Source organism: Citrobacter sp. wls615, from assembly GCF_005281355.1.
GTDB classification, from domain to species: domain Bacteria; phylum Pseudomonadota; class Gammaproteobacteria; order Enterobacterales; family Enterobacteriaceae; genus Citrobacter; species Citrobacter werkmanii.
The window spans coordinates 62,429-83,419 of the sequence record NZ_SZXM01000026.1 but is presented as its reverse complement, the minus strand read 5'-3'; the positions used below and the strand labels follow the sequence as shown (position 1 = coordinate 83,419).

21 protein-coding genes and 1 pseudogene are annotated in these 20,991 nt (G+C 45.3%); 13 read left to right on the top strand and 9 right to left on the bottom strand.

All coding sequences use genetic code 11. The annotated features are described in order from the left end of the window. The first annotated feature begins 272 nt into the window (after positions 1–272). Both FDX04_RS08650 and FDX04_RS08645 read left to right on the top strand, forming a co-directional pair. Positions 273–1,187 carry a hypothetical protein gene (locus FDX04_RS08650; protein WP_137370781.1) on the top strand — a complete coding sequence of 305 codons (915 nt, stop codon included), beginning with the start codon at positions 273–275 and terminating at the stop codon, positions 1,185–1,187. A 157-nt stretch (positions 1,188–1,344) separates the two neighbouring features. Then, positions 1,345–2,082: a hypothetical protein gene (locus FDX04_RS08645; RefSeq protein ID WP_137370780.1), complete on the top strand. Its 738-nt coding sequence runs from the start codon at positions 1,345–1,347 to the stop codon at positions 2,080–2,082. A 152-nt stretch (positions 2,083–2,234) separates the two neighbouring features. Here the strand turns inward: FDX04_RS08645 and FDX04_RS08640 are convergent, their stop codons facing one another. From FDX04_RS08640 to FDX04_RS08625, 5 genes are all read right to left on the bottom strand, one after another. Beyond that, on the bottom strand, positions 2,235–2,726 hold the full coding sequence (locus FDX04_RS08640) for a hypothetical protein (RefSeq protein WP_137370779.1): 492 nt from the start codon (positions 2,724–2,726) through the stop codon (positions 2,235–2,237). A 506-nt stretch (positions 2,727–3,232) separates the two neighbouring features. After that, complete coding sequence (locus FDX04_RS08635; RefSeq protein ID WP_137370778.1) at positions 3,233–3,712, bottom strand: hypothetical protein; 480 nt, start codon at positions 3,710–3,712, stop codon at positions 3,233–3,235. A 70-nt stretch (positions 3,713–3,782) separates the two neighbouring features. Beyond that, on the bottom strand, positions 3,783–4,328 hold the full coding sequence (locus FDX04_RS08630) for a hypothetical protein (protein WP_137370777.1): 546 nt from the start codon (positions 4,326–4,328) through the stop codon (positions 3,783–3,785). Between the two features lie 84 nt (positions 4,329–4,412). Beyond that, a complete protein-coding gene (locus FDX04_RS24155) occupies positions 4,413–4,565 on the bottom strand; it encodes a hypothetical protein (RefSeq protein WP_170975151.1) in 153 nt (50 codons plus the stop codon). 416 nt (positions 4,566–4,981) lie between these two features. Further along, complete coding sequence (locus FDX04_RS08625) at positions 4,982–6,928, bottom strand: recombinase family protein (RefSeq protein ID WP_137370776.1); 1,947 nt, start codon at positions 6,926–6,928, stop codon at positions 4,982–4,984. Between the two features lie 78 nt (positions 6,929–7,006). Here FDX04_RS08625 and yeaG point away from each other — a divergent pair, with 78 nt between their 5' ends. The 5 genes from yeaG to FDX04_RS08600 all read left to right on the top strand — a co-directional run bounded on the left by yeaG (position 7,007) and on the right by FDX04_RS08600 (position 13,123). Beyond that, a complete protein-coding gene (gene yeaG, locus FDX04_RS08620; protein WP_042308906.1) occupies positions 7,007–8,941 on the top strand; it encodes a protein kinase YeaG in 1,935 nt (644 codons plus the stop codon). 122 nt (positions 8,942–9,063) lie between these two features. Continuing rightward, positions 9,064–10,347 carry a YeaH/YhbH family protein gene (locus FDX04_RS08615; protein WP_137370775.1) on the top strand — a complete coding sequence of 428 codons (1,284 nt, stop codon included), beginning with the start codon at positions 9,064–9,066 and terminating at the stop codon, positions 10,345–10,347. A 154-nt stretch (positions 10,348–10,501) separates the two neighbouring features. Next, positions 10,502–11,992, top strand: coding sequence for a diguanylate cyclase DgcJ (gene dgcJ / locus FDX04_RS08610; RefSeq protein WP_137370774.1), 1,491 nt, complete (start codon positions 10,502–10,504; stop codon positions 11,990–11,992). 44 nt (positions 11,993–12,036) lie between these two features. Further along, the gene (locus tag FDX04_RS08605) at positions 12,037–12,540 is read left to right on the top strand and encodes a YbaK/prolyl-tRNA synthetase associated domain-containing protein (RefSeq protein WP_038640035.1); all 504 of its coding nucleotides are present in this window, start codon (positions 12,037–12,039) and stop codon (positions 12,538–12,540) included. A gap of 136 nt (positions 12,541–12,676) precedes the next feature. Then, positions 12,677–13,123: a DUF441 domain-containing protein gene (locus FDX04_RS08600; RefSeq protein ID WP_085049524.1), complete on the top strand. Its 447-nt coding sequence runs from the start codon at positions 12,677–12,679 to the stop codon at positions 13,121–13,123. Here FDX04_RS08600 and FDX04_RS08595 read toward each other — a convergent pair. Beyond that, positions 13,100–13,898 (bottom strand): annotated as a pseudogene (locus tag FDX04_RS08595) (helix-turn-helix transcriptional regulator). The gene FDX04_RS08600 and the pseudogene FDX04_RS08595 overlap by 24 nt on opposite strands. A gap of 99 nt (positions 13,899–13,997) precedes the next feature. Between FDX04_RS08595 and FDX04_RS08590 the strand changes: the two are divergent. Then, a complete protein-coding gene (locus FDX04_RS08590; RefSeq protein WP_137359972.1) occupies positions 13,998–15,185 on the top strand; it encodes a CynX/NimT family MFS transporter in 1,188 nt (395 codons plus the stop codon). Between the two features lie 37 nt (positions 15,186–15,222). Here the strand turns inward: FDX04_RS08590 and FDX04_RS08585 are convergent, their stop codons facing one another. Then, positions 15,223–15,930, bottom strand: a complete 708-nt coding sequence (locus tag FDX04_RS08585) for a CTP synthase (RefSeq protein ID WP_042308921.1) — start codon at positions 15,928–15,930, stop codon at positions 15,223–15,225. Positions 15,931–16,128: 198 nt separating this feature from the next. Between FDX04_RS08585 and FDX04_RS08580 the strand changes: the two genes are divergently transcribed. Continuing rightward, positions 16,129–16,476, top strand: coding sequence for a DUF488 domain-containing protein (locus FDX04_RS08580; protein ID WP_042308923.1), 348 nt, complete (start codon positions 16,129–16,131; stop codon positions 16,474–16,476). 7 nt (positions 16,477–16,483) lie between these two features. Here FDX04_RS08580 and FDX04_RS08575 read toward each other — a convergent pair whose 3' ends face one another. Beyond that, the gene (locus tag FDX04_RS08575) at positions 16,484–16,735 is read right to left on the bottom strand and encodes a DUF333 domain-containing protein (RefSeq protein ID WP_137359971.1); all 252 of its coding nucleotides are present in this window, start codon (positions 16,733–16,735) and stop codon (positions 16,484–16,486) included. Positions 16,736–16,921: 186 nt separating this feature from the next. Here FDX04_RS08575 and FDX04_RS08570 point away from each other — a divergent pair, with 186 nt between their 5' ends. Genes FDX04_RS08570 through yoaJ form a run of 3 tightly spaced genes read left to right on the top strand, consistent with a single transcriptional unit; the run spans position 16,922 to position 18,170 of the window. Next, a complete protein-coding gene (locus FDX04_RS08570; RefSeq protein WP_137359970.1) occupies positions 16,922–17,947 on the top strand; it encodes a sensor domain-containing diguanylate cyclase in 1,026 nt (341 codons plus the stop codon). Positions 17,948–17,994: 47 nt separating this feature from the next. Then, positions 17,995–18,093 (top strand): YoaK family small membrane protein, encoded by a 99-nt coding sequence (locus FDX04_RS08565; protein ID WP_038640017.1) that lies wholly within the window; start codon positions 17,995–17,997, stop codon positions 18,091–18,093. A gap of 2 nt (positions 18,094–18,095) precedes the next feature. Further along, the gene (yoaJ, locus tag FDX04_RS08560; RefSeq protein ID WP_137349652.1) at positions 18,096–18,170 is read left to right on the top strand and encodes a protein YoaJ; all 75 of its coding nucleotides are present in this window, start codon (positions 18,096–18,098) and stop codon (positions 18,168–18,170) included. Positions 18,171–18,218: 48 nt separating this feature from the next. Here yoaJ and FDX04_RS08555 read toward each other — a convergent pair whose 3' ends face one another. After that, on the bottom strand, positions 18,219–18,467 hold the full coding sequence (locus FDX04_RS08555; RefSeq protein ID WP_042308928.1) for a GlsB/YeaQ/YmgE family stress response membrane protein: 249 nt from the start codon (positions 18,465–18,467) through the stop codon (positions 18,219–18,221). 361 nt (positions 18,468–18,828) lie between these two features. Here FDX04_RS08555 and fdhF point away from each other — a divergent pair, with 361 nt between their 5' ends. Then, a complete protein-coding gene (gene fdhF, locus FDX04_RS08550) occupies positions 18,829–20,976 on the top strand; it encodes a formate dehydrogenase subunit alpha (protein WP_061381492.1) in 2,148 nt (715 codons plus the stop codon). Positions 20,977–20,991: the final 15 nt, after the last annotated feature.

Below are 20,991 nucleotides of genomic sequence, written 5' to 3'. Positions count from 1 at the left end.
GCTAACAAACCTACCCAAAGTAGATAGAAACCTCCAACAATCGATAGTGTATGTGTGTTCCTTTTGATGGTAAAGTATTAATATTGCATTGCGTAGATCATTACGCATGAAAATTCACTAAATCAACTAAATATTTATTTCAATACCTATTTAGTCCTGATAGAACAAATTCTTAGTCTAGAAATTGTAAATTTGTCGAGAAAAGTTTATTATATCTGCTCCCTGCTAAGTTTCCTTTTCAATTTAATATATTCATATACCATGGAGGATAGATGAAAGAACAATTAGTTAATTTGTATTTTTTTGCATCCGACGATGTAATAACACATGTTGCATTTGTTCTTTATGAGCATTCAGGTACAGAACAAGAAAAAATCAATTTTTTATTATCAAAAGTTGGGACAGATCTTACTGAGGCAAAATATGGAGATATACCGCAGATACTTAAGGATAAAAAGAATGGAGTGTCACTAGAAAAAATTAATGCGATGATGCGTATTGATAATTTAAGTATGATTTTCTCAGATGTTTTAGCACCCTACAATATTGGTGATGAATGTTTGCATCTAATCACTCCAATACTGAATGGTAAAATAATGAATCAACATAGATTGGATTTCGAACCGCTGAGGCAACATCATATTGATAAGTTCTCAGGTTACAATTTTTCACATAGTAATGATTATCTCTCAAAATATCTCGTCAGTGAAAAGTTTGATATAGCTCAATTATTAATTGATGACCATTTTAAGCCAATACATTATCTTTTCAATAATAAGCATTATCTTAGTTGTGTAAAACTTCTTTTTTCTTTTATTGATACAATTGCATGGGTTGATATTGGAGAACATCATAACTTTAAAAAATGGATTACTAAGTATGCTGACTTATCTTCAATAGAAGTTACGGCTGATGAACTCTGGGAACTAAGAAATTCACTCATCCATATGTCTAATTTAGATAGTCAGAAGGTAAAGAATGGTGACATCAGAAGGATCAGCTTCTCTATCCAAAGCCCTAATTCGTTCAAAACAACTACTATTGGCGATACAACTTACTTCAATTTAGTTGACTTTCTTTTTATTATAGAAAATGCAATGAAAAAATGGGTTGATACTTATAATGAAGACTCTCTAAAAATAATTACATTCGTAGAACGCTATGATAAAATAGCAAGGAATTGTTAACACATCTATAAAAGTAAGCCCACAATTTAGTGGGCTATGTACTTATTGCATTGGTAATTATTATAAGTACAGAACTTAGATTTTTAGCTCTACTCTTGTGGTCTTAGAACTAAAGAACTTACAATCTACTCTCTTATGATAGTAAGGAACATTAAAAATGAATTTGAAAAAAACATTTATCACGTTACTCCTATTACTTTTTTTTGCTGTATTAGTTATATTTATGACGACACAATATCTTCAGCCTGTAAATTTTAAATGGGAACCAGGCAGTATTAGTGATTGGTTTAGTGCCTTAGGAACAATGGGTACTTTTTTTATTGCATTTGCTGCATATAGACAAGCCCCAGTATGGATGGCTCAAAAGGATTATGATATAACTCACCGTATTGTAGAAGAGGCTATTTATAGTGATCTGCCTAAACTTCGTTCGTATAGCTCTGAGATAAAAAGGGATACGATTAAATTCACAAATGAATTAATTCATGTATTGACTAATAAAACCTGTGATTCTAGTCGTTTTAAAGAAAACTTAGATATAATTGAAGAACATTTACATGATTTTTTCAACTTATCATATTCAATTAATCTTCGTCTATTTTCAGTTGGTAGATATAATTATATTCTCAGTGATCATTCTTTAAAATTGATATCAGAATTCAATTCATTATCAGAAGAGTTTAATGAAGTTTTTGAAGATCTTTTAGAGTCGGAGTCTAAAGTAGGAATGTTGCGTGATGATGAAGAAGTGGCAATAAAAATAACAACTCAAGAATTAAGAAGTATTCAAAATAAAGTTTTGGGTTTAAATAAAAAAATAAATGATATTGTTATTAAAACCCATGCTGATAACAAACCCATAACTCATTTCATACAGTATAAGAAAAAAATCTAATGAATAAGGATGGCAAGTAACTGCACAAATAGGTAATGGTCTGCAGCAATTAGCTAATTTTCTTCGGAGAGTTGATGCTTTTGTTTACATACGGAACTCTGTTGATGAAAAATTGTCTATTAAAATTGAGCTTGATTAATGAAGCATCAAATCTAAGTAGCCCCATTATGGGGCTTTATTTTTTTAGCATTTACTTTTGGGGTTGCCATAAGAATCTCCCGTACCTTTGCTTCATTCGCTGATGCACTCTGATGTACTCCACCCTTCCAGTACTGATCCAGTAGTTCTACGTTTGGTAAGCCCGGCATTGCACGCACACCATCTTCATAGTGAATTGATAGTTCAAGTGAACCATTGATTAGTGCTTTAAAGTTCATTGGGTTGTTGTTTACTACTCTAATTTCCATTATCTGTATTCCATCTATGTATGTTTTCGCCATGTATATAAGTTCATCCAAATCATCACGCATTATTGATTGCTGAAAGTATGCTTCTTCGGATAAGTCATAGAAGTATTCTATTGGTTCTTCTATTGGTACAGTATTTACTGTGACGTTCTGTTTAGTTACGAAATAGCGGCGTTTCTTTTGTTTATCGTAAAATAACATTCCCTGTATGTGGTGATTTATTAGTACGTGTTTCATAGTTACTTCCTTATGTTATGAATTGTATGTAGTATTTTTATCTCATCTCCAGTAGTTAATAGTTCTGTATTGGATTAAGTCTATTCACTTGATAATCACTTTAGTGAGCTTTAACAGCGAACGACCCAAGCAAGGAGTTTACGACGCGGTAGGACTCCAGAACACTTTAGCCCGTAAGGGCGACAAAAGTATCTTAAGTAGTATCTCTGAGTAACTACACCTACTGGATTGAGCAAAGCGAAAGAAAAGACGCTTGCGGGTTTTCGTAGCGATAGCGAGAAAAACGCAAAGTTATACCTATATTTGTTTTTTAGGGATAATGCGACGTAGGAGCGTTAGCCCTCAATAATTAATACGGCGTATATCTATTTTAAAATATCTGGATATGGATAATTATATTATAGGTCGCAAGATGCCACGCAACATCAGAAAAGCCAGTAAAATCAGTGGATTTCTGACTTTATCTTGCGTCATCTTGCGACCAGAACGGGTATCTTGCGAAGGTATTACTTCGCAACATCATCAATGAATCCCTGTAATTTCGACATAATCTCTTCAATAGATTTACCGTCATTATACATCGTATCGATTTCATACTTCTGTTTAGGATGTAGATAAGTCATCCCCTGCTGTTGTTTCTTGTATAAATTAGTACCGTTATCGTGTGCGTCTGGTAGCAGGTCTGCTAACTTGTTACACATCGTGGTAAACTTTCTTGCTGTACTGTCCGATGGGGGATTGGTTCCCTTTTCGAATTCTGCATAGTATCGTTGTAGATGATACATAACCACCTTACGTGTGATCTTAGTGCAACTATAAAACACAAAGTATAACTTCTTAGGATCATAACCTTTAGCACCAGAACTACTATCAATAACATCTAATACGATTGATTTCCCATCTGTTGTAAGATCACTATATTTTCTATTATTACCCGCTATTTTAATGAATCTGCTGTTATCCTTTTCCTGTTTTTTTCCTGCCATGATAAATACCTTTATGAATTATTATTGAATTAAACTGGCTACTTGGGGTGATACCATGTAGCCTTTTTTATTATTTTTTGAATACAAAATATAAGTGTGAATTTTGCGTATCAGTTTTTAGATATTCCCATAACCGTAAAGAACTAACTTTGTTTAGTACGTTGGGAAAGTATGAAACGTTGAACCATTGATTATACTTGTATCCTATGTAATCCCTCATTTCTGAATGACTGTAATCATAGTCAACTTTAGTATGTAGTAAATCGATGAATATTTCATAGTTCATAACGCCTCCTTTATAACGGGTGATACCCGCTGCTTTACGTCTTGCTGCTGCCCTCTTACAGTTTTCCGAGTGTGTAACCCATTCTAAGCGTGTATAGTGGTTATCCTTTACATCGCCCAAATGATCTATCTCTAAGCCCTCACGGTAGCTCTCAGCGAGCCAAGAATGCCCCACTAGCTGATGTGCGGTTACTGTTGTATTTGAGAAGTTGAATGTTGGATATCTAGCATTCAATGTTACTTGTACTACTTCACCCGTATCAATGTTACGTGCCATAGTACCGAATTCATTTACTTCAAAGTTTGTATATTGTTTTACGCCTTTTTTCATTTTTTACTTCCTTGTGGACGGGCTTACTAATCCATTAGTAAGATGTGTTTATTATTTTATACTGCTAGGTGAGTACCGACCTTTTTACTTACTCGCTAAAATCATATGTTGTGAAATTAGATATTGAATCGCTGCCGAACGTGATTTAGCTATACCATCTGATATTAGTTTATCAAGTGCTTCGCTTTGATCTTGGCTTACTTTTGCCGCTATTATGATTGATTTGGTTGAATTCATTTGTTTACCTTTTGTTAGATTCTCAATACATAAAGATACCCCACGAATGGGGCAGTCTTGATCTAAGGAGAATATTATAAAATTACATACTTATTTATTGTGTACTGATAGGAACGCAGTTAAATGCGTTAATTTATCTATATTATATCACATGGACGCCCAAACGTCCCAAAATTAGACTTGATTTTTTTGTAACATGCTATTTTATAAAGAGATTTATAATCTCTACAACGGTACACAGCCCAAGCCAGATTAAACACCCAACAAATAGGTATTCTATTAGACCTGTAACCATAACTAGGAAGCCGATTGTGAATAGTATTAGTGTTTTCATGTAGTTCTCCTTTTCATACTTTTATTTATTAGAAAAGGAGAAAAATGTAGTAATAGTCGTTTTTGTACTATCACTAATAATTTTAGTGATTCATGAAAACAAAATCATAGTTTTTGTACATCCAACTAGATACAATCCCATTACCCTCAACCTCTTCGATAAGGTCCCGTAACTTTAGATACTCAAAGTTATTTATCGGAACACCTTCATATGTGTGAAACTGTGGTACTTCATTCCCTTTTTTATAACTTAATACAAATGAATCAGTTCGGTAAACTCTACATCCATCATGTTCTTCAATAGCGAATTCAGTTTGTACTTCACCACCGCCACGTTGATTATTAATTACAATTACATGTGCAAGAACATCAGTGTAGTATTCAAGACTAACAAAAATTGACTTAGAAACTACCCTATACTTAACTGATTTTAATACTAACCTAAGCTCTTTACGTACCTTAGCACGCAATTCTACATTCAATGGGTCTAGTACCTCCTCAATGTTGAAATCGAGTTTTGGTATTTCTTTTATATCTTGGGATTTAATAATCTCTTTGTCTAATTCTTCAATCCTATCCTGTATCTCTGTTAAACCTTCATTCAAATGAATCCCAGTCAGTTTACCCTCAGATTTACGCTTCTTTATTTTATCAATATACTTCTGTTCTTCCTTCCGTAAAGTTGCCAGTTCTTCCCTGATACCATCAATTATTGATCCACTTTCTAAAACCCCTTCAGACATTAGCTTGTTAAAATCTATATTTTTTACTAGCTGGAGTATGTTCTTTTCTACTCTTAAGTATTGAATTGATTTTGCATCACAGATCTTTTTTTCTTCCCTGTTTCTACAAATTATATACTTTACCCTTATATGGTTATAGTGTATTGCGATATTCCCCCCACAACAGCCACACTTGAGGATCTTAGGAAATAAGTTAGTAATATAATCATCTTGAGCAATAGTTATATCTTTTCGAATACGGTTAGCAACACCATTTTGTGAAAGTTTCTGATTTACTCGCTCAAATGTTAGATTATCGATAATTTTTTGTTTAACTACTCCTTTATCTCTTAATACTCTCAATACATTAACAGTGCTCCATCCTTTTGATAGGTGTTTAACGATGGCACCAGTTCCAATACCACTTTCATAGAGTCTAAAAATCTCTTGTACTACTGCTGGTTCAAGCAACAGATCATCTGCTGGTTTTCTTTTTTCCAGCATAACGCGGTCCATCATCCTATTGGCTGTAATGAATAAATCTTCATCAATGACTTTTGGGTATGCATTGTGAACAACCTCACCGTTGTACCGTACATGTTCCCCCAACAAGCGACGATCCCGTATCCATCGAGAAACCGTGACCATTTGAAGCGTTGGATCTCCAATTTTTTTGATTATTTCACCTGTACTAAGACCATGTTTGTACCATTCAAAACAGTTTCTTATCAGATTTACTTTTTCTTCAATGCGTTGATACTTGTTATCAACGTTCTTCAACCACATTGGCATCTTGTTAGAAATCACCGTACCATTCTTGACCGCTTCCATGATTTTTCTGTCCCATGCAGCTTTAGCACGTACTGACTTCATAAGCGACTCATTGTGAGAACGCATCTGTATCAATTCCATTATCAGTTTTGAATGCGGATCATCTTTTCGTAACACTGTACTGGCAGAAATATCGTGAACCTCGATTCCGCTGTTCACAATGAATCTGATAGTGTCCTCTGCCCAACTGGACCTGCGACTGATTCGGTCCAGCGACATAACAATGAGTGCGTCGCCTTCGCCGTACTTGCGGTTCTGCACATCCTGTAAAAATATTCCCAATTGTGATTCGGATGAGATATTAGAATTTTTAAATGCAGAAACACCACGATCTTGAATAAAAAGTCTATCTTTTGTAAAAATATCAGAATTACTTTCTAAATAACCTTCAAGTGCTGATCGTTGGTCATCCAGACCACCCCCCCCTTCGATTTGCTGAATGGACGATACTCGCTCATAACATATAGGACGGAGCATAATTTTTATCCCGTTGAAGAACTACGCTAAAAGTATTAAATCAAAATGTTCCCATAGTATACGAAAGGACGGCATACCATGAATATATTCGATCACTATCGCCAGCGTTATGAAGCTGCCAAGGACGAAGAGTTCACGCTGCAGGAGTTTCTTACCACTTGTCGGCAAGATCGCAGTGCTTATGCCAACGCGGCAGAGCGGCTATTAATGGCTATTGGTGAACCTGTCATGGTTGACACTGCCCACGAACCTCGTCTTTCTCGACTCTTTTCGAATCGGGTAATTGCACGCTATCCCGCTTTCGAAGAGTTTTACGGCATGGAAGACGCCATTGAGCAGATTGTTTCTTATTTGAAACATGCAGCTCAAGGTCTGGAAGAGAAGAAACAGATTCTGTATCTGTTGGGGCCTGTGGGAGGGGGGAAATCATCTCTCGCTGAACGACTCAAGTCGCTGATGCAGAGAGTTCCGATTTATGTCCTGAGCGCCAATGGCGAACGTAGCCCGGTTAACGATCATCCGTTGTGCTTGTTTAATCCACAGGAAGACGCGCAGATCCTGGAAAAAGAGTATGGGATCCCGCGTCGCTATCTCGGAACGATCATGTCGCCATGGGCGGCGAAACGTCTGCACGAGTTTGGCGGGGACATCACGAAATTCCGCGTCGTCAAAGTCTGGCCGTCTATTCTGGAGCAGATCGCTATCGCCAAAACGGAACCTGGTGATGAAAACAACCAGGATATCTCTGCGCTGGTCGGGAAAGTGGATATTCGTAAACTCGAACACCATGCGCAGAACGATCCTGATGCCTACGGTTACTCGGGCGCGTTGTGCCGCGCTAACCAGGGGATTATGGAGTTCGTAGAGATGTTTAAAGCACCGATTAAAGTGCTGCATCCTCTGCTGACCGCCACCCAGGAAGGAAACTACAACGGGACAGAAGGTATCTCTGCCCTGCCGTTTAACGGAATTATTCTTGCCCACTCGAACGAGTCCGAATGGGTGACGTTCCGCAATAACAAAAACAATGAGGCGTTCCTTGACCGTGTTTACATTGTCAAAGTGCCTTATTGCTTGCGGATCTCCGAAGAGATCAAAATCTACGAGAAATTGCTTAACCACAGTGAGCTGACCCATGCGCCTTGCGCACCAGGCACGCTGGAGACGCTCTCTCGCTTCACCATTCTTTCTCGCCTGAAAGAACCTGAGAACTCGAGCATTTACTCGAAGATGCGCGTTTACGATGGCGAAAGTCTGAAAGATACCGATCCAAAAGCGAAATCCTATCAGGAGTATCGGGATTACGCCGGGGTCGATGAGGGTATGAACGGTCTGTCCACGCGTTTCGCGTTTAAGATCCTCTCTCGCGTCTTTAACTTTGATCATGCCGAAGTCGCGGCAAACCCGGTGCATCTGTTCTACGTCCTGGAACAACAAATCGAGCGTGAGCAGTTCCCGCAGGAAATGGCAGAACGTTATCTTGAGTTCCTGAAAGGCTATCTGATCCCTAAATATGCTGAATTTATTGGCAAAGAGATTCAGACGGCTTATCTCGAATCCTATTCCGAATACGGACAGAACATATTCGACCGTTATGTCACCTACGCGGATTTCTGGATTCAGGATCAGGAGTATCGTGACCCGGATACCGGTCAACTGTTCGATCGCGAGTCGCTGAACGCAGAGCTGGAGAAAATTGAGAAGCCAGCGGGTATCAGTAACCCGAAAGACTTCCGTAACGAGATCGTCAACTTTGTTCTGCGCGCCAGAGCGAATAACAGCGGTCGCAATCCAAATTGGACCAGTTACGAAAAACTGCGCACGGTGATTGAGAAGAAAATGTTCTCTAATACCGAGGAGCTGCTGCCGGTTATTTCGTTCAACGCCAAAACCTCGACTGACGAGCAGAAAAAGCACGACGATTTTGTCGACCGTATGATGGAAAAAGGCTACACGCGTAAGCAGGTACGTTTACTGTGCGAATGGTATTTGCGCGTACGTAAATCGTCTTAACATAAGTGCCCGGTAGCGCATGCGCTTACCGGGCCTACAATACTCATCAGTAGGCCAGATATGCTCTGCGCATCCAGGATACTGATGTAGCATAAAGTTGGCAAATGCAGTACGGGGGGCTTATGACCTGGTTTATTGACCGGCGTCTTAACGGCAAAAACAAGAGCACGGTAAACCGCCAGCGCTTCTTACGCCGTTATAAATCGCAAATTAAACAGTCGATCTCCGAGGCCATTAACAAGCGTTCGGTGACTGATGTGGATAGCGGCGAATCTGTCTCTATTCCTACCGATGATATTAGCGAACCGATGTTCCATCAGGGGCGCGGTGGTCTGCGCCATCGCGTGCATCCGGGTAACGACCATTTTGTACAGAATGACCGTATTGAACGTCCACAGGGCGGAGGCAGCGGTTCGGGAAGCGGACAAGGCCAGGCGAGTCAGGATGGCGAGGGTCAGGATGAATTCGTCTTCCAGATTTCTAAAGATGAATATCTCGATCTGCTTTTCGAAGATTTAGCTCTGCCAAATCTTAAACAGAATCAGCAGCGTCAGCTAACGGAGTACAAAACGCACCGGGCTGGTTTTACCTCTAACGGTGTGCCAGCCAACATCAGCGTGGTGCGCTCCCTGCAAAATTCACTGGCGCGCCGCACGGCAATGACGGCAGGTAAGCGTCGCGAACTGCATGCGCTCGAAGCGGATCTGGAGACCATCACAAAAAGTGAACCCGCTCAGTTGTTGGAAGAAGAACGGTTACGCAAAGAAATTGCCGAACTACGGGCAAAAATCGAACGTGTGCCATTTATCGACACCTTTGACTTACGCTACAAGAATTATGAAAAACGGCCCGATCCTTCCAGTCAGGCGGTGATGTTCTGTCTGATGGACGTCTCCGGTTCGATGGATCAGTCGACCAAAGATATGGCAAAGCGTTTTTATATTCTGCTGTATCTGTTCTTAAGCCGCACCTATAAGAACGTGGAAGTGGTTTATATTCGCCACCACACCCAGGCGAAAGAGGTAGATGAGCATGAGTTCTTCTACTCTCAGGAAACCGGGGGAACCATTGTCTCCAGCGCGCTGAAGTTAATGGATGAAGTGGTGAAAGAGCGCTACGACCCTGCCCAGTGGAATATCTATGCCGCACAGGCGTCGGATGGTGATAACTGGGCGGATGACTCACCGTTGTGTCATGAAATTCTGGCGAAAAAACTGCTGCCGGTAGTGCGATATTACAGCTATATCGAAATTACCCGCCGCGCGCACCAGACCTTGTGGCGTGAATACGAACATCTGCAATCAACGTTTGAAAACTTTGCGATGCAGCATATCCGCGATCAGGATGACATTTATCCGGTATTCCGCGAACTGTTTCATAAGCAAAGTACCACCAGCAATAATTAAGCGACCACTTTCGGCCGAGGCTTCGGCTTCGGCTGATTACATTACCCTGTATCATGATCGTGACATTTTGCAATGGTTTATCCCGCCGCTTCGTTAGAGTGAATGTGGAGCATGTGGTAATATCGCATCTCTAACCTATGGGCTGTAATTCATTATGAAGTTGCATCATAAAGCGCTCAGGCTCTTTATCTCAGTCAGCGTTATTGTTTTGACATCTTCTTTTTTGGTTTATGAACTCATTGCCAGCGATAAGGCAATGAATGCCTATATGCGCTATATCAATGAGAAAGCCGACTCCTCCTTTCTCTATGACAAGTACACCAATCAGAGTATTGCAGCCCATCTGATGCGCACCTTTTCATCCCCTAAGGAACCCGCATCGGTCGAACAACAAAAAGCGTTCTGCGATGCTTTCGATAGCGTTAACGGTACACATGGGCTCAATCTCACAACGCATAATTACCTGCCATTACACGGTACGCTGCAGACCACCTCAACCAAATGTAGCGGGCAACTCGAAGACGTATTCCTGTTACCCTCTTTTGACCGGGCGGTGAACGTCAATCGCCTGCAAAAAGATTACGGTCAGGGATTAGGAACGCTGGAGTATAAATTTCGCTACTACGTCGATCTCAAGAATAACTACGTCTATTTTTATAATCTGATCGACTCACGGAAATTTGCGATACACAACTGGACGTTTTTGCAAAAAGGCTCGCTGGGCATCGATCAGAATGATATTGACGGTATTTTCACGGGTCGCACGGTGATTTCCAGCATTTATGAGGATAACCTGACCGAGAAAAAGGTGATGAGCTTTTTAACCCCGGTCTACTATGCCGGTAAGCTAAAAGGCGTGGTGATGGTGGATATCAACAAAGAGAATTTAAAGAATATTTTCTATACCAGCGATCGTCCTCTGGTCTGGCGCTATCTTAACGTGACGCTCTCTGATATCAGCTCAGGTAAAGAGATCCACGTTCACCAAAGTGAGACCAATCTATTCCGCTACGTTCACTACGAGAAGGACATCCCTGGTGGCATACGCGTCACCTTATCTCTTGATTTTATGTACTTTATCGTCTCATCGTGGAAAATATTCGTCTTCTATCTTCTGGCAACGATACTGCTGCTGAATATGGTCAGAACACATTTTCGCTTGTATCACAACGTCACGCGGGAAAATATCAGCGATGCGATGACCGGACTCTATAACCGTAAAATTTTGACGCCGATGCTCGAACAGCGTTTGCAGCAGTTGGTCAACACGGGAACCCTCGTGACCTTTATCGCCATTGATTGCGATAAGCTTAAAGTGATTAATGACACATTGGGGCATAAGGAAGGCGATCGCATTATCACCCTTCTGGCTAAAGCCATTCAAACCTCGATTCGCAAAAGCGACTATGCTATCCGACTCGGCGGGGATGAATTTTGCATTATCCTCATCGATCATCCCAGTGAATTAACGCACCGCGTGTTGGAACGGATTCGCTACAACTTACAAATTATTGCGCAAGATATATCAATCAGCTTCTCTGCCGGGATTTATAATATGCAGCCAAACGACACCATTGATGATGCTTACAAAGCATCGGATGCCCAACTCTATCTGAACAAACAGAAAAAGCGCACCGATGCGTAATCATTTTTCAGCCAGGATTTTCATTGTTGTACCAGGAGCAAGTCATGACGGAAGTGAACAAAGGTAACGCAACGCATCAGCGTTTAATTTCGTTATTATCAGAACAAGGCGCGACGTATCGCGTGGTTAGCCATGAAGCCGTCGGCAAATGTGAAGCGGTCTCTGAAATTCGCGGTACTGCACTGGGCCAGGGCGCAAAAGCGCTGGTCTGTAAAGTAAAGGGTAACGGCGTTAATCAGCATGTTCTGGCGATTCTCTCTGCCGACCAGCAGGCCGACCTGAGCCTGTTGGCCGGCCATATCGGCGGGTTGAGAGCGTCGCTCGCCAGCCCGGCGGAAGTCGATGAACTGACGGGTTGCGTATTTGGCGCCATCCCACCATTTAGTTTCCATCCGAATCTCAAACTGGTCGCCGATCCGCTGTTGTTTGAACGTTTTACTGAAATTGCGTTCAATGCCGGAATGCTGGAAAAATCCGTGATCATGGATACTGCTGATTACCTGCGAATTGCACAACCGGAATTAATTTCGTTCCGCCGCGTTCAATAACAGCCGAGTTAGCAGTAAATAACGCCGCATCGTGCATTAGCTCAAAAAAATCATAATTATTAAATAAAGCCTGTTCCGTCACGCGTTTACGCGTACAGTAAGCAGGCTTATTTTTTCTTTTGGCAAGGAAACTACGATGTTTGATGTCACTCTGCTGATCCTCCTCGGACTGGCAGCTCTGGGCTTTGTCAGCCACAACACCACTGTCGCTGTTTCAATTCTGGTGCTGATCATCGTCCGTGTAACCCCTCTGAATACGTTCTTTCCGTGGATTGAAAAACAGGGACTGACCATCGGGATTATTATTCTGACTATCGGCGTAATGGCCCCGATCGCCAGCGGAACGCTACCGCCCTCCACGCTCATTCACTCCTTTGTAAACTGGAAATCACTGGTCGCAATTGCCGTCGGCGTGGTTGTCTCCTGGCTTGGCGGGCGCGGCGTCACGCTGATGGGCAGCCAGCCCCAGCTTGTGGCCGGTTTACTGGTCGGTACGGTGCTGGGCGTGGCGCTGTTTCGCGGCGTACCGGTGGGGCCGCTTATTGCAGCAGGTCTGGTCTCATTGATTGTTGGGAAGCAGTAGCAAGTCAGCTCAGATAGCGGCCTGGAGTCTGACCCAGGCCTTTTTTGAACATCGTGATAAATGCGGTGGTTGAATCATAACCGAGCATTTGCGCGACCTGCTGCACGTTATGACCATCGATCAGCGCCTGCAGCGCCAGAATCAACTGCAGCTGATGACGCCAGCGGCGAAAGCTCAATCCCGTTTCTTTGACGACCAGCCGGGCAAGGTTGCGCTCGCTCATCGCAAATACGCTGGCCCACTGCCCCAGCGTCTGCCATTGGGCAGGCTCTCGCGCCATTGTCGCGACCATTCTGCGGATTTTCGGATGATCGGAAACCGGTAACTGCAGTTGCTCCTGCGGCTGCTGCGGGAGTTCATCAAACAACACCTGCGTCAGTCGCTGAGTTGACGGCTCCAGCCGCTGGTCGTCCGTTTTCGACGCCAGCGCCAGAATAAGCTCCCGACACAAGGGAGATATCTTTAGCGTACAACAGCGCTCAGGCATCACGACGGCATGAGGTTCAATAAACAAGAAGCACAATTGTGCGCCTACGGTTACATGGTTACTGTGTGGAATTTCACCAGGGATCCACACCGCATATTGGGGGGGCACCATCCACATGGCATTTTCGACCTCGCAGGTAATCGCGCCATGCAAAGCCAGAATCAACTGCCCCTTACGATGCTGATGCAGCGGACTAAAGAGTTCATCTTCCCGGGCCTGAATGCAGAACGCCACCGCGGCATCATGGTGAAGGTCAGGTTCATACCCATCCAATCTTAGTCCCAACATAAGAATGTCCGATTTTAGCGATAAACTGTCATTTTAGCTTGATTCACTCATGGCGTAAAAACGCTAAGGTATCGCCTCGCCTGACAAGATGAGGAAAAAATGATAAATACGCCTTCTTCCCGCGGTAAAAACGCTGCTTTGCTGATCGCGGGTATCCTGATGATTGCCACCACGCTGCGCGTTACCTTTACCGGTGCCGCCCCGCTATTAGATGCCATTCGTGCCGACTACGGTCTGAGTACCGCCCAAACGGGACTGTTGACTACCCTTCCTCTGCTGGCCTTCGCGCTGGTATCACCTCTGGCCGCAGCCGTTGCGCGCCGCTGGGGCATCGAACGCAGCCTGTTTGCTGCTATGCTGCTGATTTGCGCCGGTATTACAATACGCTCGCTGCCCTCACCGGGATTGCTGTTTAGCGGCACCGCCATCATCGGGTGCGGAATCGCCTTGGGTAATGTCCTGTTGCCGGGGCTAATTAAGCGTGATTATGCCCAGCATGTGGCAAAACTGACTGGCGCATACTCGCTGACCATGGGCGCAGCGGCGGCGCTGGGTTCAGCCATGGTTGTTCCGCTGGCGTTAAATGGATTTGGCTGGCGCGGCGCACTGATGGTGTTGATGGTTTTTCCGCTGCTGGCGCTGGTTATCTGGTTACCCCAATGCCGTCAGACGACCAATGCCAGACTGAGTAACTCACGCGCATTACATTCCCGTGCAATCTGGCGATCCAGCCTCGCCTGGCAGGTGACCCTGTTTCTGGGAATCAACTCACTTATCTATTACGTGATCATCGGCTGGTTGCCCGCCATTTTAATCAGCCACGGTTACAGCGAGGCGCAGGCCGGTTCATTGCACGGTTTACTGCAACTGGCGACCGCCGCGCCAGGGTTATTGATTCCCCTCGTCCTGAACAGATTCAAGGATCAGCGAGCCATCGCCGCCCTGGTTTCGGTAATGTGTGCCGTTGGCGCGGCGGGATTCGCCATAATGCCCGACCAGGCTTTGCTGTGGACCATTCTGTTTGGCTTTGGCTCAGGTGCGACCATGATCCTCGGCTTGACCTTCATTGGCCTGCGCGCAAGCTCTGCACATCAGGCCGCGGCGTTGTCCGGAATGGCGCAGTCTGTCGGGTATTTACTGGCCGCCTGCGGGCCACCGTTGATGGGTAAAATTCACGACCTCAACGGTAGCTGGCTGATTCCATTAGCGGGTGTCGCCGGGTTAGCGGTGCTGATGGCCGTGTTTGGTCTGTGCGCAGGGCGCGATCGGGAGATCGCGAACGCATAATGTAGCGGGCAGGTTAGCTAACCTCCTGCCCTACATTTTATCCCCGCGCGGCGCGGAGCATCGCCTGGACTAACGGCACGGGTTTACCCGCCAGCGCGCCACGTTCATGCTGAAAGAGTGTGCCAACAAAAAAAGGATGTGTTACCAGTTCAATGGCGCGAATATCTCCGGCATCATCCCAACCGGTCACCCGGAGATCGCCGCTCTCAAGCTCGGCGGCAAAAGCGTCCGACACACCATAGTTGCAGTGATACCCCTCAGAGATAGCATCGCGTCCATAGGCTTTCGCAATCAGCGTATTGGCCCGGAGCTCAATATCATCCGTTTTTTCTACCAACGAGCAGGTCAACGGCGCGATCACCATTCGCCCAGTGGTATCCGTTTCGGCATGCGCGGCATCGCTCCAGCCCAGCACGTTACGGGCATACTCCAGTATGGCGTGTTGGAAACCACCGCAGGTGCCTAAAAATGGAATGCTGTTTTCGCGTGCGTAGCGTATCGCAATCAGCGCACCTTCTGGGTGTCGATAGGGGCTGCCTGGCACGACCCAGATGGCATCGTAGCCAATCAGATCTTCGCTGCTATTGATATCAGAAGTGGTTAGCCAGTCATAATCAGCCACCAACTCCAGCACGGCAGCAGCATCATCAATAGCAAGGGGAATAGCCTGGTGCGCCACAATATCGGGGTTGTAATCGCCCACCAGCGCAATGCGAAGCGTATCTTTGATCGGGGAAATGTCCATTAAGGTTTCCTTATGTCCAGACAATGAGGGACAACATAAGGAGCCTCAGCCTACCGACTTTTCATCGGTATCACAATCCCTTAAATTGGGAGTCCAGGCTGGCAAAATGCTATAATGGTCACGTTTTAGGATCTTATTTAACCGTAATAAAAATGATGCTAAATAGCAAAGCGGCAGCTTAACAGAGCGGATGAAGAGATGAATATTCAGTGTAAACGCGTGTATGACCCGGCAGAAGCAAGCGATGGTTATCGCGTCCTGGTCGACCGGTTGTGGCCACGTGGGATAAAAAAGACTGATCTTGCTTTCAATGAATGGAATAAAGCGCTGACGCCGTCATCAGATTTACGTAAAGCATTTCACGCAGAACTGATTGATTTTGCGCACTTCTCTCAGCAGTACCGTACCGAACTGGCCCAACAGCAGCAGGAAGGAAAGCGTCTCGCAGAGATTGCCCGGCAGCAAACCTTAACGCTACTGTATGCGGCGAAGAATACTCAGCAAAACCACGCGCTGGTACTGGCTGAATGGCTACGTCAATACTAACAGCGGATCACTTCCCCGCTGCCGGATGGTCTCTACGCCAGAGTTCCCATTCATCGATCGTTTCCCCTCCGGGGAGTTTGCAGTCAGACCTTACCCCTTGCGGAGTCTGTATCGCAATCAGCGAGCCGCCCTTTTGTTCGCAATACACCGATGCCGGATTCGCCATGCCAATTTTCGGTGGCATTGGCGCTTCTGGTTGCGGGGTACTACACCCTGCCAGCACCAGAATGCCGGGCAAAACAACAAACGCCAGTTTCATATCTACTCCTGTTAAAAATCTTATTCTGGCAGGTTACCCCGACTTTCCATCTATCTCCATGTTTTCCTGCTAACTATCCATTTTATGTTTACATTCTGAGCTGGATAGCTTGTTTCATCTTACACCTTGATGTTCTATCATGCGGACAACGCCAGCCTTGTCATTACTCAGGAGTATTTACACCTCATGTCGGACATGATCCTCGCCAGAGTCTCACAATCCTTAGCCACGGAGCAGTCTGTTGAGAGTCTGGTTCGGCAACTTCTGGAGATGCTGGAGGTGGTGACAGAGATGGAATCAACCTATTTAACCAAAGTCGATTTAGATGCTCGCCTGCAGCATATTTTGTACGCGCGCAATAGCAAACAAATGCAGATCCCGGAAGGGCTATCCGTCCCGTGGGATGAGACGCTATGCAAACGCGCCATCGAGGATAACTGCCTGTACAGCGACAACGTGCCCGCACGCTGGCCGGAATGCAGCGCAGCTCGCGCGCTGGAAATCACCACGTTTCTGAGCACACCTGTTCATCTTCCGGATGGAACGTTTTACGGTACGCTCTGCGCCACCAGTCGCCGCCAGCAGGCATTGAGCGAGAGAGGTGAACAGGTGCTGCATCTGTTTGCAGGACTGATCGCCCAGTCTATTCAAAAAGAGTCGCTGGTCGCTCAGTTACGCGAAGCCAACGCCGCGCTGATTGCTCATTCCTACACCGATGCGCTGACCGGGTTACCGAACCGGCGCTCGATTTTTGAAAATGTTGAAACCCTATTTTCGCTTGCCCGACATCTCCGGCAGAAGGTCGTCGTTGCCTATATTGATTTGGATGATTTTAAACTGATTAATGACCGCTTTGGTCATGAGGTTGGCGACCAGTTCCTGATCCAGATCGGACAGCGTCTGCTCCACGAATGCGGCGACAATGATATCCTCGGTCGACTGGGCGGTGACGAATTTTTAGTCGTTAGCCTGTCGCCGGAAAGTGAAAGCGATCGATGCGAGCGCCTGCAAAAGGTGAAAAATCAGCTGCAACAGCGAATTTGTGGCGACTATCACTTGGGCAGCGTCCATCTGTTTTATCCTGGAGCCAGTCTGGGCGTGGTGGAAATTGATCCGCATGAGACCGATGTAAACTGTGCGCTTCACATGGCAGACAGCGCAATGTACAAAGATAAAAAGCGGCAGGATAAAACCACTTTTGTCGTACATTAAGCCCTGCTATGCTGGCTCGTCTTTAAATAACTCTGGCAGATAATCCTATGCGACTCGGTATTATTTTTCCCGTCATCATTTTTATTTCCGCTGTCGTTTTCTTATCCTGGTTTTTTGTTGGCGGTTACGCTGCGCCGGGTGCATAACGATGAAAAAAACAACGCTCATTATGATTTGCGTGGCTATCATCGTGGTTCTGGGTACGGAACTAGGCTGGTGGTAACCAATAAAAAGGCCACACTTCAGTGGCCTTTCATCTCTGTATATATAGTTAGCTTTTGATCTTTCTGTAGATAAACAACACCACGATCGCGCCGATAACCGCTACGACGAAACTACCGAAGTTGAAGCCATCAACTTTACCAAAGCCAAAGAAGGTGCTGATCCAGCCGCCAACCACCGCACCAACAACCCCTAAGATAATGGTCATAAAGAATCCGCCGCCATCTTTACCCGGCATAATCCATTTTGCCAAAATCCCCGCGATAAGACCGAAAATTACCCATGAAAGAATGCCCATTATTTTCCTCACTTATGCTTTTAGGTTAACGATTGACTCGTTGTATAAAAGCATAGCATAGCGCTGAAAAATTAAAATTTGTGATCGGTATCACCTATATTTTTCATCTTTTTCCGATGTTTCATGGAGTTAGCCCAGCGTCAAAACGGTGATATTTTTGACGCTTCTCGTCAATAGTGACGAATCGACAGTCATTCCTCTCTGCTCCTTGGGCAACACCCCTGCCAATGCTGGGTTTTCATCTTTGGCATGCTTTATGCTTTAACAGCCCGTCACTACGACACATCGTAGCCCGTGATATCTATTCACGTGGCTTCGTCTACAATTCGCGCTATTTCAGCATTTAACAGGTCTGTTATTGATGAAAAAAATCACCAGTGTATGCCCATACTGTGGGGCCGGGTGCAAGCTCAAGCTTGTTGTTGAAAATAACAAAATCATCCGCGCCGAAGCCGCTGAGGGTGTAACGAACCAAAATCAGTTATGCCTGAAAGGCTATTATGGTTGGGACTTTCTGAACGACACCCGCCTTCTGACTCCCCGTCTGACTCGCCCGATGATCCGTTATGAAAAAGGGGGAAAATTCACTCCCGTTAGTTGGGATGAAGCCATTCGTTACACCGCTAAACGCTTATCTGAAATAAAAAATACCTATGGTCCTCGCGCCATCATGACGACAGGCTCCTCCCGGGGAACAGGGAATGAAACCAACTACGTGATGCAAAAATTCGCCCGTGGGGTGCTCAATACCAATAATGTCGACTGCTGTGCCCGTGTCTGTCACGGTCCTTCCGTTGCCGGTTTACAGGAAACGCTGGGCAATGGCGCAATGAGCAACTCCATCAGCGAGATTGAAAACTCAAAATGCCTGCTTATCTTTGGTTATAACTGCGCGGACTCACACCCCATTGTGGCCCGTCGGGTGATTAAAGCTCGCCAGAACGGCGCGAAAATCATTGTTTGCGACCCTCGCCGTATTGAAACCGCCCGTATCGCCGATCAGCATTTGCAGTTAAAAAATGGTTGCAACATGGCGTTGGTCAACGCCTTTGGTCATGTGCTTATTGAAGAGCAGCTTTACGATCGCGAGTACGTGCATAAGCATGCCGAAGGTCTGGAAACATACTGGGAAACCGTTAAGGACTACGCCCCCGAAGCCGTAGAACATTTAACCGGCGTCCCTGCACAACAGGTTCGTCAGGCGATGCGTACATTTGCGGCAGCACCATCGGCAACCGTGATGTGGGGGATGGGCGTCACGCAGTTTGGCCAGGCCGTTGATGTTGTCCGTGGGCTGTCGAGCCTGGCCTTACTGACCGGGAATCTGGGACGTCCAAACGTCGGTGTTGGCCCGGTACGCGGGCAAAATAACGTGCAGGGCGCATGTGATATGGGCGTGCTGCCTAACCAGTTTCCGGGGTATCAGGACGTGACCGATTTTGCCGTCAGGGAGAAATTCGCCACCGCCTGGGGGATTGACGTTAATCAGATGGATGACAAGGTCGGAACGCGCATCACCGAAGTACCGCATCTGGCGATTGAGGGCAAAATCAAAGCCTACTACATCATGGGAGAGGATCCGCTGCAAACCGAGGCTGATTTGGGGCTGGTCCGGGAAGGATTTAACGCGCTCGATTTTATCGTCGTGCAGGATATCTTCATGACCAAAACGGCAGAGATGGCCGACGTCCTGTTGCCGGCAACATCATGGGGCGAACACGGTGGCGTCTTTACCTGCGCCGATCGTGGCTTCCAGCGTTTCGAGAAAGCGATTGAACCCAGCGGGGATGTAAAACGTGACTGGGAAATTATCAGTCTGTTGGCCAGCGAAATGGGCTACCCGATGCAGTATCAAAATAACCAACAAATCTGGGATGAAATGCGCGAACTGTGCCCGCTGTTCTATGGCGTAACCTATGAGAAAATGGGTGAAATGGGCCATGTTCAGTGGCCTTGTCCGGATCTCGATCACCCAGGAACACCGTATCTTTATGCACACAGCCAGTTTGATACCGCGAATGGCAAAGGCAAACTGTTTGCCGCGCCGTGGCGCGCTCCTGCTGAAGTCCCTGACGAGACCTATCCGCTGGTGTTGTGTACCGTGCGCGAAGTTGGGCACTACTCCTGCCGCTCGATGACCGGCAACTGCGCGGCATTACAGGCGCTGGCAGATGAGCCAGGATATGTTCAAATTAACACCGATGATGCAGAAAAACTGGGCATCCGTCATCGTGACCTGGTGTGGGTAAGCTCGCGCCGAGGCAAGGTCATCAGCCGTGCGGATGTCTCCGAGCGTATTAATGCCGGAACAGTGTATATGACCTATCAATGGTGGATTGGCGCGTGTAACGAGTTAACACAGGATAACCTTGATCCGATCTCGAAAACGCCGGAAACCAAATATTGTGCTGTCAAAATTGAGCACATTACCGATCAAGGATGGGCGGAGAAGTATGCCGCACAAACGTACAGCGAAATGAAATCACGCTTATGTGAGGCCATTGCGTAAAGTATCGCCCTGACC

What these genes read in the sequence shown, in the direction of transcription:
- FDX04_RS08565 (WP_038640017.1), top strand. Translation starts at nt 17,995, where the DNA reads ATGCGACTCGGTATTATTTTTCCCGTCATCATTTTTATTTCCGCTGTC.
- FDX04_RS08570 (WP_137359970.1), top strand. Translation starts at nt 16,922, where the DNA reads ATGTCGGACATGATCCTCGCCAGAGTCTCACAATCCTTAGCCACGGAG.
- FDX04_RS08640 (WP_137370779.1), bottom strand. Translation starts at nt 2,726, where the DNA reads ATGAAACACGTACTAATAAATCACCACATACAGGGAATGTTATTTTAC.
- FDX04_RS08635 (WP_137370778.1), bottom strand. Translation starts at nt 3,712, where the DNA reads ATGGCAGGAAAAAAACAGGAAAAGGATAACAGCAGATTCATTAAAATA.
- FDX04_RS08615 (WP_137370775.1), top strand. Translation starts at nt 9,064, where the DNA reads ATGACCTGGTTTATTGACCGGCGTCTTAACGGCAAAAACAAGAGCACG.
- FDX04_RS08585 (WP_042308921.1), bottom strand. Translation starts at nt 15,930, where the DNA reads ATGGACATTTCCCCGATCAAAGATACGCTTCGCATTGCGCTGGTGGGC.
- dgcJ (WP_137370774.1), top strand. Translation starts at nt 10,502, where the DNA reads ATGAAGTTGCATCATAAAGCGCTCAGGCTCTTTATCTCAGTCAGCGTT.
- FDX04_RS08645 (WP_137370780.1), top strand. Translation starts at nt 1,345, where the DNA reads ATGAATTTGAAAAAAACATTTATCACGTTACTCCTATTACTTTTTTTT.
- FDX04_RS08650 (WP_137370781.1), top strand. Translation starts at nt 273, where the DNA reads ATGAAAGAACAATTAGTTAATTTGTATTTTTTTGCATCCGACGATGTA.
- FDX04_RS08625 (WP_137370776.1), bottom strand. Translation starts at nt 6,928, where the DNA reads ATGCTCCGTCCTATATGTTATGAGCGAGTATCGTCCATTCAGCAAATC.
- FDX04_RS08555 (WP_042308928.1), bottom strand. Translation starts at nt 18,467, where the DNA reads ATGGGCATTCTTTCATGGGTAATTTTCGGTCTTATCGCGGGGATTTTG.
- FDX04_RS08580 (WP_042308923.1), top strand. Translation starts at nt 16,129, where the DNA reads ATGAATATTCAGTGTAAACGCGTGTATGACCCGGCAGAAGCAAGCGAT.
- FDX04_RS24155 (WP_170975151.1), bottom strand. Translation starts at nt 4,565, where the DNA reads ATGAATTCAACCAAATCAATCATAATAGCGGCAAAAGTAAGCCAAGAT.
- FDX04_RS08575 (WP_137359971.1), bottom strand. Translation starts at nt 16,735, where the DNA reads ATGAAACTGGCGTTTGTTGTTTTGCCCGGCATTCTGGTGCTGGCAGGG.
- FDX04_RS08600 (WP_085049524.1), top strand. Translation starts at nt 12,677, where the DNA reads ATGTTTGATGTCACTCTGCTGATCCTCCTCGGACTGGCAGCTCTGGGC.
- FDX04_RS08605 (WP_038640035.1), top strand. Translation starts at nt 12,037, where the DNA reads ATGACGGAAGTGAACAAAGGTAACGCAACGCATCAGCGTTTAATTTCG.
- fdhF (WP_061381492.1), top strand. Translation starts at nt 18,829, where the DNA reads ATGAAAAAAATCACCAGTGTATGCCCATACTGTGGGGCCGGGTGCAAG.
- yeaG (WP_042308906.1), top strand. Translation starts at nt 7,007, where the DNA reads ATGAATATATTCGATCACTATCGCCAGCGTTATGAAGCTGCCAAGGAC.
- FDX04_RS08630 (WP_137370777.1), bottom strand. Translation starts at nt 4,328, where the DNA reads ATGAAAAAAGGCGTAAAACAATATACAAACTTTGAAGTAAATGAATTC.
- FDX04_RS08590 (WP_137359972.1), top strand. Translation starts at nt 13,998, where the DNA reads ATGATAAATACGCCTTCTTCCCGCGGTAAAAACGCTGCTTTGCTGATC.